13 protein-coding genes are annotated in these 13016 nt (G+C 37.5%); 5 read left to right on the top strand and 8 right to left on the bottom strand.

Annotation, left to right across the window (positions count from 1 at the left end; genetic code table 11):
• The first annotated feature begins 270 nt into the window (after positions 1 to 270).
• A complete protein-coding gene (gene msrB / locus PVK63_RS00835; RefSeq protein WP_130086666.1) occupies positions 271 to 678 on the top strand; it encodes a peptide-methionine (R)-S-oxide reductase MsrB in 408 nt (135 codons plus the stop codon).
• A gap of 66 nt (positions 679 to 744) precedes the next feature.
• Here the strand turns inward: msrB and PVK63_RS00840 are convergent, their stop codons facing one another.
• The gene (locus PVK63_RS00840; RefSeq protein WP_130086667.1) at positions 745 to 1584 is read right to left on the bottom strand and encodes a DUF2989 domain-containing protein; all 840 of its coding nucleotides are present in this window, start codon (positions 1582 to 1584) and stop codon (positions 745 to 747) included.
• A gap of 119 nt (positions 1585 to 1703) precedes the next feature.
• Here PVK63_RS00840 and PVK63_RS00845 point away from each other — a divergent pair, with 119 nt between their 5' ends.
• Both PVK63_RS00845 and PVK63_RS00850 read left to right on the top strand, forming a co-directional pair.
• On the top strand, positions 1704 to 1988 hold the full coding sequence (locus PVK63_RS00845; RefSeq protein ID WP_130048408.1) for a YeaC family protein: 285 nt from the start codon (positions 1704 to 1706) through the stop codon (positions 1986 to 1988).
• 151 nt (positions 1989 to 2139) lie between these two features.
• On the top strand, positions 2140 to 2292 hold the full coding sequence (locus tag PVK63_RS00850; protein WP_165367189.1) for a hypothetical protein: 153 nt from the start codon (positions 2140 to 2142) through the stop codon (positions 2290 to 2292).
• A gap of 46 nt (positions 2293 to 2338) precedes the next feature.
• Here the strand turns inward: PVK63_RS00850 and PVK63_RS00855 are convergent, their stop codons facing one another.
• The gene (locus PVK63_RS00855; protein ID WP_165367190.1) at positions 2339 to 3178 is read right to left on the bottom strand and encodes an ion transporter; all 840 of its coding nucleotides are present in this window, start codon (positions 3176 to 3178) and stop codon (positions 2339 to 2341) included.
• Positions 3179 to 3765: 587 nt separating this feature from the next.
• Here PVK63_RS00855 and adhE point away from each other — a divergent pair.
• A complete protein-coding gene (gene adhE / locus PVK63_RS00860; protein WP_130048410.1) occupies positions 3766 to 6417 on the top strand; it encodes a bifunctional acetaldehyde-CoA/alcohol dehydrogenase in 2652 nt (883 codons plus the stop codon).
• A gap of 168 nt (positions 6418 to 6585) precedes the next feature.
• Here adhE and PVK63_RS00865 read toward each other — a convergent pair whose 3' ends face one another.
• From PVK63_RS00865 to sodB, 3 genes are all read right to left on the bottom strand, one after another.
• Positions 6586 to 7257, bottom strand: coding sequence for an SDR family oxidoreductase (locus PVK63_RS00865; protein WP_274439753.1), 672 nt, complete (start codon positions 7255 to 7257; stop codon positions 6586 to 6588).
• 214 nt (positions 7258 to 7471) lie between these two features.
• Complete coding sequence (locus PVK63_RS00870; protein ID WP_130048412.1) at positions 7472 to 7978, bottom strand: VC2046/SO_2500 family protein; 507 nt, start codon at positions 7976 to 7978, stop codon at positions 7472 to 7474.
• Positions 7979 to 8184: 206 nt separating this feature from the next.
• Positions 8185 to 8769, bottom strand: a complete 585-nt coding sequence (sodB, locus tag PVK63_RS00875; protein ID WP_274439754.1) for a superoxide dismutase [Fe] — start codon at positions 8767 to 8769, stop codon at positions 8185 to 8187.
• A gap of 237 nt (positions 8770 to 9006) precedes the next feature.
• Between sodB and grxD the strand changes: the two genes are divergently transcribed.
• Positions 9007 to 9342, top strand: coding sequence for a Grx4 family monothiol glutaredoxin (grxD, locus tag PVK63_RS00880; RefSeq protein WP_130043215.1), 336 nt, complete (start codon positions 9007 to 9009; stop codon positions 9340 to 9342).
• Between the two features lie 69 nt (positions 9343 to 9411).
• Here the strand turns inward: grxD and PVK63_RS00885 are convergent, their stop codons facing one another.
• From PVK63_RS00885 to rnt, 3 genes are all read right to left on the bottom strand, one after another.
• Positions 9412 to 10719, bottom strand: coding sequence for a response regulator (locus tag PVK63_RS00885; RefSeq protein WP_130048413.1), 1308 nt, complete (start codon positions 10717 to 10719; stop codon positions 9412 to 9414).
• 191 nt (positions 10720 to 10910) lie between these two features.
• On the bottom strand, positions 10911 to 12239 hold the full coding sequence (locus PVK63_RS00890) for a Na+/H+ antiporter family protein (protein ID WP_130048414.1): 1329 nt from the start codon (positions 12237 to 12239) through the stop codon (positions 10911 to 10913).
• A 98-nt stretch (positions 12240 to 12337) separates the two neighbouring features.
• Positions 12338 to 13006: a ribonuclease T gene (gene rnt / locus PVK63_RS00895; protein WP_165371174.1), complete on the bottom strand. Its 669-nt coding sequence runs from the start codon at positions 13004 to 13006 to the stop codon at positions 12338 to 12340.
• Positions 13007 to 13016 lie beyond the last annotated feature (10 nt).

Genomic DNA, 13016 nt, shown 5'->3' on the forward strand with positions numbered 1-13016 from the left:
ATCCTGAGCCAACCTGCAAGTAAAAATGCCATTTATATTGTTTAAAATCAAAAAATAGACCATATTCTGTTAACATAAAGAAAAATTCTTACGTAATTTATAGAAAATCTGGTCATTTAATAACCTTAATGACATGTTATGAAAAATAGTGACATAACTATTAACGCCATTTTACTAGGTTGCTGTAAAATTACTTTAGCAAATTATGTGCTACAAAGGTGAGTAGAAGCAAGGTTTAATTTAAATAAGTCTTAGGGGGTAGAATTTCAAATGGACAAATCAAAACAGTTTTCAGAATTTACAGAAGCAGATTGGCAAGAGAGTTTGACCCAAGAAGAGTTTGATATTTGTAGAAAACAAGGTACTGAAGCACCTTTTTCAGGAAAGCTGTTACATAATAAATCAACAGGGGATTATAACTGTACCTGTTGCCAAACTATTTTATTTGTTTCTGAGAATAAATACGATTCTGGATGTGGTTGGCCAAGTTTTGATGCCCCAGCGAACGAGCAGGCAATTCGATATATTGAGGATAATAGCCATGGAATGCAAAGAACAGAGATCCGCTGTCGTCAATGCGACAGTCATTTAGGCCATGTGTTTAATGATGGCCCTAAGACAACGGGTGAACGTTTTTGTGTTAATTCAGTATCGCTACATTTTAATAAGAAAAACTAGCAGTGGAAATATCGGTTAGCTTTAATGCAGTAAAAAAGGAGCACAGGCTCCTTTTTTACTTCTGAATTACTTTTTTATTTGAACTGGTAGTAAAGAGGGGTGGAAGTTTTGCGCTTCAATACTTTTTGTTATTGTTTCACTGCTTTTTAGTAATGTTTCTTTTTCTTCCGCTGTAAATTGATACAGTAACTCCAATTGTTTTTCTGAAGCCACTTGTAGTTGAAATTCTTTACCTACTAAAGCCCAAATATACGCATGCTTTTTATTACCTTCTTTATGGTTAATACTCGCAAGCGATTTAATGATTATTGAGTGTAATTCATTTTCATAATCTTTCTCTGTTAGTAACTCTAATGAATGATTAAGAATTAGGATGGTTTTATTCCCATCACGTTGCGTATAAAAAGTGGCAAGTGCGTATTGTAACTCGGCAGATTCTAATGCTTTCGTTCCTTCTAATTGTAAAAATTCACGCAGTGCTTTTTTATCTCCAGTTGTCCAGCGATAAAAAAGAACCTTTGGTTCTGTAGAAGTTTGAAGCTCTAAAGATAAAGCATCAATAGCATCATAAGTATGAAGTAGAGCTTCAGAGCGTTTGGTTTTAATCTCTTTAGCGGTAATCGGTTCAATTTGTGCTGCGGAGGTTAAGCATTGCTGATATTCATACGTTGCTTTAATTGTGTTTAATTTATCAAGATCACTTTGACTCTTTAATACTTCAAAACGACTCAATATAAGAGCTTCTCTTTGGTTCAAGCATTGGCCATCACGCATATTTAATTGTTGGCACTGTAAGTTTGCATGCTCTTCACATAATTGTTCTGTTGTCGGTTTTGAATCAAAACAGCCTGATACTAAAAGAGTAGCAAGCGCCACTAAGGTAAATCGTTGAGTCGTTAAAAGCATGATGATCCTATAGAAAGAAAAAGAGGAAACGTGATCTATTACACCAATTTATCGGCAGTATGTTGACTAACATTAATCAAAAGATATGGTTTCTGAGTTGCTAATATAGGGAATAAACAATGGATATTAATAAATTACTAGAATCGATGACACCAGAAGTATTTCAAAATTTGCAATATGCTGTCGAAACAGGAAAGTGGCATAATGGTACGCCGTTATCTCAAGAGCAAAGAAGTACCTGTATGCAAGCAATGATGTTGTACCAATCAATGCATAATAAAGAAGCTCAACATATGACGGTTGCGGAAGGTGGTGAAATTAGTTTTAAATCAAAAGCAGAACTTAAAAAGCAATTTTCAAAAGGGCAAGAAGATATCGTCCGAGTTAACGTATCATCAGAATAAGTGACAATACTTCCCGTCGTCTCCTTTTTGAGAGTAATATCTTAGTGGTGAGAATATTAATGCCACATTGGTCCCAAAAAAAATCTATAAAATTGTCGATAAGCAGCAACTCAAGTACATTATCGACAATTTCGTAAATTAGATAAGTGGTATGATGAAAAAAACAAAGGGACAAGTTTTAACTAAGTTTGCAGCATTTGCTGCTGTATTCATACTACTTGCCGTTATTGCGGCACCTAAGTTTCTTAATAGTGGTTCTGTAAACAATACATCACAAGGTTCTCTAACCTTATATTCAGAATAAAACTATCGCAATGCTTACAGAGTCTTGAACGCTGTAAGCTTTTCCTCTATTTTACGCTCGTCACTCTATCATGAGGTGCAGGTAATTCACTTCCACAGTGTTTACAATGCATTGCATCAGATTCATGCCCTCCTTTTACACAATTTGGACAACGTACTAGATCTCTGTGCGCGTTCATTTCTTGGTTCAATTCTGCAGTAATAATCCCAGTTGGTACGGCAAGAATCGAATAACCTAATAACATTGTCAATGAAGCTACAGCTTTACCCAGTGCTGTATGCGGAACCAAATCACCATAGCCCACTGTCGTAATGGTTACAATTGCCCAATAGATGCTTTGGGGAATGCTAGTAAACCCATTTTCAGGCCCTTCAATAACGAACATTAGCGATCCAAATACAGAAACTAAAATAGCCACAGTACTAAAAAAGATGAAGATTTTTCTTTTTGCCATCAACAGTGAGCGTAAAAGAATGTTGGAATCTTGTAAGTAGCGAACTAACTTCAAAATTCTAAATATTCTCATTACACGTAAGAGACGAATGATAGCGATGTAGCTTGCGCTTGGAAAAAACAATGCTAGATAAGTTGGTAGTATTGCGAGAAGGTCAATAACACCATAAAAACTTTTCGCATAAGAGCTAGGTTTTGGTGAGCAATACAATCGTAAAATGTATTCGATAGTGAATATAGCAGTAAAAATATACTCTAATCGCCATAACCACTCACCATATATGGCATTGACTGAACTTATCGAATCTAAGATTAATGTTGCTTGAGAGGTAAGGATTAGTACGATCAATGCGATGTCAAATCGCTTCCCACCTTTAGTATGTGTGCCAAATATCGTTGCATATAAATAATGTTTAAGGCGTTTTGTATTCATGATTAATTTTTGTACTTAATGATGGGCTCTCTTTTATTAAGAATAATAAAAAAACAGTCTACTCTCTAGTACAAGTTTAAATCGTATTTATTTTATAGAAGGTAAAAGAGTCGTAATATTTACAATTAAGTGATCTAGAGCAACTTATTTAATGCATAAACGATGTGAATCTGAGCGGAGATATACTACTCTTTAGTGGCACGAAGATTTCGCCATAATTTGTCATTTTTGGCCTTGATTATGTAACTTTATTACAACTTACATTTTTCGTAATGAGAGTTTTGTCATTAGCTATCATTTTGAAGTTGGTCATAAATGGAGTTAACTATGTGATCTAAATCGTATTTATACTGTGCTATCCGTTAGGAGTAAGACGAAAGTGGTAAATAAATTCTCATAACTGATCTGAATCAATACTTTTCAAATTGTGAAAGAATATAATCAGTTTTGAAAGCAATTTACTAAGAAGTTAAAGCAGGATTACCCGAAAATTGGTTGAGCTTAACTGCAAAAAAGGATGAAAAAGCAGAATCCTTACTAAATAGTTTTTAATGAATTTTATAGTTTTTATTTTTAGGAGAAACAATATGCCTGTAACTAATTTAGCTGAACTTGATGCTCTAGTAGCACGCGTTAAAGCGGCGCAAAAAGAATTTGCGAACTTTCCACAAGAGAAAGTTGATGAAATCTTCCGTGCAGCGTCTCTAGCAGCTTCAACAGCTCGTATTGAACTAGCAAAAATGGCAGCAACTGAATCTGGCATGGGTATCATGGAAGATAAAGTTATCAAAAACCACTTTGCTTCTGAGTTTATTTATAATAAATACAAAGACGAGCTAACGTGTGGCATCATCGACCGTAACGATGAAGGCGGCACAATCACTATTGCTGAACCTCTAGGTATTGTTTGTGCAATCGTTCCAACGACAAACCCTACTTCAACAGCAATCTTTAAAGCGTTAATCTGTCTTAAAACTCGTAACGGTTGTATCTTCTCTCCACACCCACGCGCTAAAAATGCAACTAACTACGCTGCTAAAGTAGTATTAGATGCAGCAATTAAAGCGGGTGCACCAAAAGACATCATTGGTTGGATTGACCAACCATCTGTTGAATTGTCAAATACATTAATGAAACATGACGACATCAACATGATCCTTGCTACTGGCGGTCCAGGCATGGTTAAAGCGGCTTACTCTTCAGGTAAACCTGCAATCGGTGTTGGCGCGGGTAATACACCTGTAGTTATCGACGAAACTGCTGATATCAAACGTGCTGTTTCTTCTATCCTAATGTCTAAAACATTCGATAACGGTGTTATTTGTGCTTCTGAGCAAGCGGCAATCGTTGTTGAATCTATTTACGATGAAGTTAAAGCTCGTTTCGCTAAATACGGCGCGGTTGTTCTAAACAAAGAAGACGCAAATAAAGTACGTAAAGTACTGCTTATTGATGGCGCACTTAACGCTAACATCGTTGGCCAACCAGCATACAAAATCGCTGAGTTAGCAAATGTTAAAGTACCTACATCTACTAAAATTCTTATCGGTGAAGGCTTAGAAGCTTCATGGGATGACGAATTTGCTCATGAGAAACTATCTCCAACATTAGGTCTATTCAAAGCGAAAGACTTTGAAGATGCAGTGCGTCAAGCGGGCATCGTATTAGACATAGGCGGTGTTGGTCATACTTCAGTACTTTACACTGACCAAGATAACAACGAAGAGCGTATCGCGTACTTCGGTGACAAAATGAAAACTGCTCGTATTCTTGTGAATACACCAGCATCTCAAGGTGGTATCGGTGACCTTTACAACTTTGAATTAGCACCTTCACTAACGTTAGGTTGTGGTTCTTGGGGTGGTAACGCTATCTCTGAAAACGTAGGTCCTAAGCACCTTATCAACAAGAAAATTGTAGCTAAGCGAGCAGAAAATATGTTGTGGCATAAACTACCAAAATCTATCTACTTCCGTCGCGGTTGTTTACCAATTGCAATGACTGACCTTGAAGGTAAAAAACGTGCATTAATCGTTACTGACCGTTTCTTATTCAACAACGGTTACATCGATGACCTACGCTCAATCTTAAAAGAGAAAGGCATGGAAGTTGAAGTGTTCCATGAAGTAGAAGCAGATCCAACATTAGCAGTAGTTAAAGCCGGTGCTGAAGCATGTGCAAGCTACCAACCTGATGTTATCTTAGCGGTTGGTGGTGGTTCACCAATGGATGCTGCGAAAATCATGTGGGTAATGTACGAGCACCCAGAAACTGATTTCGAAGACCTATCTATGCGATTTATGGATATCCGTAAACGTATTTACAAGTTCCCTAAAATGGGTCAAAAAGCTGAACTAGTATGTATCACAACGACTTCTGGTACAGGTTCTGAAGTTACACCATTTGCTGTTGTAACTGATGAAAAAACGGGTCAAAAATACCCATTAGCAGATTACGAACTAACGCCAAACATGGCTGTTGTTGATGCTAACCTTGTAATGGATATGCCTAAGTCTTTATGTGCATTCGGTGGTTACGATGCAGTAACTCACGCATTAGAAGCTTACGTTTCTGTTCTTGCAAACGAATACTCAGACGGTCACGCTCTGCAATCACTTAAGATGCTTAAAGAGTACTTACCAAGCTCTTACGCTAACGGTAAGAAAGATCCAATCGCTCGTGAGAAAGTACACAATGCAGCAACAATCGCTGGTATGTCTTTTGCGCAGTCTTTCCTAGGTGTGTGTCACTCAATGGCGCATAAATTAGGTGCAGAATTCCACATTCCACACGGTCTTGCTAACGCGTTATTAATTGCTAACACAGTACGTTTTAATGCGACTAACAACCCAACTAAACAAGCTGCTTTCTCTCAGTACGACCGTCCTAAAGCACGTGCTCGTTACGCTGAAATTGCAGAGCATTTAGGTTACCGTGAAGGTAATACTGAAACGAAAGTTAATGCATTACTTGGTTGGTTAGAAGAGCTTAAAATTGCACTGGATATCCCAATGTCAATTCAAGCGGCTGGCGTTAACGAAGCTGAATTCATGGCAAAAGTGGATTCAATTGCTGAAGATGCGTTTGATGACCAATGTACAGGTGCTAACCCACGTTACCCATTGATCAAAGAGCTTAAAGAAGTATTAATCGCTTCTTACTACGGTACGGCTTACGCTGACGTAATCGACGCACCAGAAGTGAAAGCAGAAGCAAAAGCGAAAAAAGCAAAGAAATAATTCGAAGCTAACAGGCTAAAGTATTTTCACTAGTATTTTGAAAATATGAGAACAATAAAAACCACCTTACTTAAGGTGGTTTTTTTATGCCTAGGATATTTTACTTACTGTGATTGGTATAAGCCAAATGAAAGGAATTAGATATCAATAGGTTGTGTTTGATTAGTATTACGCAGTGGCCTCAATAATACGGCCATTGAAATAGTCATTCTCTAATATGTATTCAGTGTTTTTTATCAACTCTTGATTGATTAAATTTACGTTAGAGTCTGATAGTAAGCTAGAAAGACAAGGAGTGACTCCACCAACTCTAATATTAAAAGGATTTAATTCTTTAGCCCAACTCTTTGTTAGACCTGAGAGCAATGAAGCTGAATGACCGAGTTGCTGAACTTGTGGTGAAAATTTCTGATACCCTAAATTAATGATCACGCCTTCTTTATTATGGTCTCTCATATGGTTCGCGGCATATTGGCCATAAGAAAATAAGCTTTCAGTTAATTCAATTAGCTGAGAAGGAGCATCATGTTGTTGATGTGAAAACAAGCTTGGTAGGGCAATATCAGTATAGTTGTTGATCAATACATCGATTCCATTGGTAAATGTTTCATCAATGGAATGGAATAAATCATGAATACTTTGCGTTGATTGGTCTTTTAATTCGTAACTAATAACATTTGGGTTTAATTGATCACAGAGTCTATGTGTTTCGTGTAACTGATAGTGATCTGAATCGGCAATAATAAGGGACGCACCAAGTGAGGAAAAATGACATGCAATAGCTCGGCCCATAAAATTACCAGCAGATGTGATCAGAATAGTAGAATGTTCAATTTGCATAGCATTCCTCCCTCAAAGCATTTCACATTGTTGTTAAATAAAAGTGCTTTAATAATGGGATAGAAATATTACATCTGCTGTGAGCTTGGCTAGAAATGGTGATTAAATTGTATTCAATTATCTAATTTATGCACTAACTCACATAAATCATGTGAATAATGCCTTGCTGGAGATAATAAATAATGATGTCTGAACAAGAACAGAGAGTGGCAGATTAAACGTATAAATTCATTTCTGAATGACGCTTAGCAGTTACCAACTCATTATAAAGATCTTGAGGGATAGCATTGAAGATTTCATTACCTGATTCTAGTTGGCGACGTTGATGACCAGATAGGTTGTGATACACGTCTTCTGGTAGGTCGTGGGTATCTTGTGGCATATAAGCCATAGCATCAGGGGCTAGTCCATGTAATAGTTTTGCACTTGCTAAACCACCATTATGAAATTGGTTTGCTTGTGAAGCGGCGCGAGAGTAGCTTTCTTCATTACTACGTAAAATCTGAGCGTCAGCTAATTGAAAGCGTTGACGAAGCAGATCTTCTGTAACTTTTTTCTCATCTATTTTTTCAACAGGTGTATTTTCACGTAAGTCATTAGACAGTAAAGACATCATTAAGGCGAAATCTGCACGGCGACCTGCTTCCATAGCATGGTTTAGGTTTGAACCGTATTGAATTTCACTGATTAACTCTGCTTTATCTAAAGTATGTACTTTCATGAATCAATTCCTCTTGATGATAAATACTTATCGGAAAAGAATTCAAAAACTTTAGTCTTTTTAGGAAAAAAATTGCCGTTTTTTTAATTAATAGCGTTAAGTGGCAAAGAGTTACCGTTAATAATGAAGGATAAAAAAAAGGTCAGTATAAATACCGACCTTTTTGGTTGAAAGTTAGCCGAAATGATACGGCAACTTCAAATGAATTATTTTGCTAGGTTTTCTTCTACGAAAGACCAGTTTACTAGAGCCCAGAACGCACCCATGTAATCAGGACGAACGTTACGGAAATCGATGTAGTAAGCGTGTTCCCATAGATCAACAGTTAGAAGCGGTGTAACGCCTTCTTCTGTTAGTGGAGTACCTGCATTTGATGTATTAACGATAGCTAGAGAGCCGTCAGCGTTCTTAACAAGCCAAGTCCAAGAAGAACCAAAGTTGTTGATCGCAGAATCTGTGAATTGTGCTTTGAATTCTTCAAAAGAACCAAATGCAGCATTGATAGCAGCAGCTACAGCGCCTGTTGGTTGACCACCAGCGTTTGGAGCTAGGCAGTTCCAGTAGAACGTGTGGTTCCAGATTTGTGCTGCGTTATTGAAAACACCACCAGTAGAAGTCTTAACGATCTCTTCTAGTGTTTTGCCTTCAAATTCAGTACCTGGGATAAGGCCATTAAGCTTAACAACATAAGTGTTGTGGTGCTTACCGTGGTGGTAATCTAAAGTCTCAGCAGAGATATGTGGTTCTAATGCGTCTTTTGCGAACGGTAGAGCTGGTAATTCAAATGACATTGCTCATGTCTCCATGTTGTAAGAGGTCTACGCCTCACTAATATTCCAAAAAATATACACTCAACTGAGTGTAGAATTTATTCTGACTTCGCTCTGATTCTAGCAAGTTTTGATTTTATTAAAAGAAAAAGTGGATAATTTTCAATAAATAATACCACCACAAATATTAGGTATTTTTTTCTGAGTGCATAAGAAGTAGAATGAATACAACTTAGTGTCGACCCATTAGAGGATACAATGGAAACTATCGATAAGATCAAACAACAAATTGCTGAAAATCACATCATTCTATACATGAAAGGCTCACCTAAGCTTCCAAGCTGTGGTTTTTCATCTCAAGCTTCTCAAGCACTAATGAACTGCGGCGAGAAATTTGCTTATGTAGATATTTTACAAAATCCAGACATTCGTGCTGAGTTGCCAGCATATGCACAATGGCCTACTTTCCCACAGTTATGGATTGAAGGTGAATTAATTGGCGGTTGTGACATCATTTTGGAAATGTTCCAAAAAGGTGAACTTCAGCCATTAGTTAAAGAAGCTGCAGAGCGTAATGCTCCTGCTGCGGAATAATACTAGAATATAGATCATCTAATTCGTTAGATTGATATAAAAAAACCACGTATTGCTACGTGGTTTTTTTTATATTTTTGCCTTTTCAAAAGCAAGAGCTTGTAACTTAGCTAAGGGGGATTTCCCTTCCTTCAGTTTACGTAGCCACTTTTCTTCAATGATTTCTTTTTCGTCATCTAAACGCATTTCGCAATAAACTAAGTAAACAATATAAGCGGTTTCGTAATCGGTAATATCTGAAAGTTGAATATCAGAGATTAAGCGGTTTGCTTCACCGTATCGGTTCATTTTTAATTGCCATAAAGCGGATAATGCTCGTTGCGCAGCAATGCAAGGTATGCCACGTAAGCGCCCTTTTAATTTTGCACTGACTCGTTGCCATGAACTTTCAGGTGACCAGTCTTGTAACGTTTCTTCTGATGCAAGAAAAAGATCACCCCATGCGGCCATTGCTCTTTTTCCTGCAGAGTCAAATGCAGAATTTGGCAATAAATAAGCGTATTTAGTGAGTAAGTCGAATGCATCGTATCGTTCTCCTTTTGCAAGAAGAGACCAAATGAGGTGACTGAATCTTAAATACGAGTAGGGTGCAAGTTCAAATCCTTTTTTCCAGTAACGAGCAGCAATAGATAAGTTATCTCGGTTAAACGCTATTTGAGCTTTTAAATCAAGCAAACGTAAGCTACTGGTTTCATTTTTTGGTAATAATGAATCGACTAACTGGTTAGCGTTATCAAAATCATTTTGTGCGATATAGATTTCTGCTTGTTGGATTTCAGCTTCAATCGACTCTTTAATTATTGATAGTAAAGCTTTATTCACGCTCAACGCTTCTGACAGTCGGTTCACTTTGATGAGGCGAGATGTCAGTTTAAGCATTGAGTCTTTAAGAATGATTTTATTTGGTGCTTTGAATATAAGAGGTTTAACACCAGCGAGCCCATCTTTTGTATAAGCGGCAATCATCCCCATCGCGAATTGACGTTTTACTAAATCATGGTTAATAACCTTGATAATTTCTTCTGGGCGAATTGGCTTTTGGATATACTTTTCAGGGACATAATCGGTATATGCTAATTCAATTTGTGGATCTTCATTACCAGTTACGACATAGACCAGAGTATTGTCGGTAATCAATCGTAGTAGACGTAATTGCTCTAACATTTGAAGACCAGTACTGCCATGGCCAAGGTTATGATCAACAAAAAGGACATCGAATTTTTTTTGTTTACAGTTACCTACAGCTGCACCTGCTGTTGGGCAGCAAGCAATGTTATTCGTCGGGACACCAATACGACTGAGTAATGCACGGATTGCATTTTGGATAACAGTACTGTCGTCAATGATGAGAAAAGAAGAGAGCTTAATTAGTTTCATAGAAAATAGACAGGTCGTAACTAGACAGTGCAAGAGTATAGCAACAGTCTTACTTAAATATAGAAAAAAGAACGAATAGCTGAGTAAAAATATTTGATATTAATGCAAAAAACGACAGGGTTAACTGTCGTTTTATATCGATTAACATTAATTCTGCAACAATAATATAACTACTAGGCAGTATTAATCAATTAAAGCACCATTGCTGCAATCCAACCAAATACGATTAATGGCAGGTTGTAGTGTAAGAATGTAGGTACTACGGTTTCCCATACGTGCTCATGTTGGCCATCTGCATTTAGCCCTGACGTTGGACCTAATGTAGAATCTGATGCAGGGGAGCCAGCATCACCTAGAGCAGCAGCAGTACCAACCAATGCAATGGTTGCCATTGGCGAAAAACCAAATGCTACGGCAAGAGGTACATAGATGGTTGCAATGATCGGAATAGTTGAGAACGATGAACCAATCCCCATGGTTACTAATAAGCCAACAATCAGCATTAATAATGCCGCTAATGGTTTATTGTCACCGATTGAAGTTGATAATGATTCTACTAGGATTTCAACGCCACCTGTTGCTTTCATTACCGCAGCAAAACCTGCAGCTGAGATCATAATGAAGCCAATCATAGCCATCATGTGAACACCGCGAGTAAAGACATCTTGAGTTTCTTTCCAAGCGATAACACCGCCAAACGTAAACACCATAAATCCGGCAAGTGCCCCAACAATCATTGAACCAGTTGCTAATTGAACGGATAACGCAGCAATAATAGCGACAATTGATATTTGGATATGTCGCTTATTAAACGTAGGTGCCGCATTGGTTGCCTTCATTGTTGTATTATCAACATCAGCATAAGTTCGAGGCTTACGGTAAGAGATAAATACAGCAATTAGAAGCCCAGTTACCATACCTAAAGCAGGCAGAGCCATTGCTAAAGGAACTTGGCTAGCAACAACATCGAGATTATTGTCATGCAGGTTTTTTAATAAAATATTGTTTAAAAAGATGCCACCAAAACCAACAGGCAGGATCATGTATGGTGTAACTAAACCAAAGGTTAGTACACAAGCAATTAAACGTCGATCAAGCTTTAGTTTATTAAATACTTGGATCAGTGGCGGGATTAAGATTGGGATAAACGCAATATGCACAGGCACAACGTTTTGCGATGAAATCGTAATTAATAATATTAAGCAAAGTAAAAGGTATTTCACGCCAGTAGCAGCATGAAGATTATCTTTTGCGTTAATACGTTTTATAACACTGTGAGCTAATAAATCAGTCACGCCAGATTTTGAAATAGCAACAGCAAACGCACCAAGCATAGCGTAGCTTAATGCAATTGTTGCACCGCCACCTAAACCACCTTCAAATGCTGAAATAGTCTCAGATAATGATAAACCACCCACTAATCCACCGATTAATGCACTGAACGTTAAGGCAACGACAACGTTAACTCTAAGCAAAGCGAGAATAAGCATTACTGAAACAGAAAGAATGATTGGATTCATTTTGTTTAGTTTCCCTGTAAATGTTGTGTAGTTATACCAATAGATAAATAAGCATAAAATGTATGTCTACTTTCTGATTGGTACTAGCAGATAGCCAATTAATTATTATTAGTATTTTCTTCTTCGGTTTCAGGCAATAGTGGCCATCCACCAAGATCTTTCCATTTATTTACGATATGACAGAATAATTCAGCGGTCTTTTCTGTATCGTAAAGTGCTGAATGGGCTTCTTTTCCATCAAAATCAATATTTGCAGCTTTACATGCTTTAGCTAATACGGTTTGCCCTAGTGCTAATCCGCTGATCGCCGCTGTATCAAATGTGCAGAAAGGATGAAAAGGAATACGTTTTAATTTTGCTCGTTCAGAAGCTTCCATCACAAAGCTGTGATCAAAATTAGCATTATGAGCGACCATAATTGCTCGGCGACAATCATGCTGTTTTTGCTCTTTTCGGATTTGTTTGTAGATTTCTTTTAAAGCGATATCTTCTGTAACCGCGCCACGTAATGGACTGAATGGGTCTCGGATACCATTAAATTCTAGTGCTTCTTTCTCAAGATTAGCGCCTTCAAATGGTGAAACATGATAATGAATTGTACTGGCTGGTTTTAAGTAACCTTCTTCATCCATTGCAAGGGTGACAGCACAAATCTCAAGTAAAGCATCAGTTTTTGAATTGAAGCCAGCGGTCTCAACATCAATAACGACAGGGAAATAACCACGAAATCGGTTTTTTAATAAATTATGTTGCTCTACTTCAGTCATCATTCGGTAC

Origin of the sequence: Aliivibrio sp. S2TY2 (assembly GCF_028765525.1) — a bacterium.
Taxonomy (GTDB): domain Bacteria; phylum Pseudomonadota; class Gammaproteobacteria; order Enterobacterales; family Vibrionaceae; genus Aliivibrio; species Aliivibrio finisterrensis_A.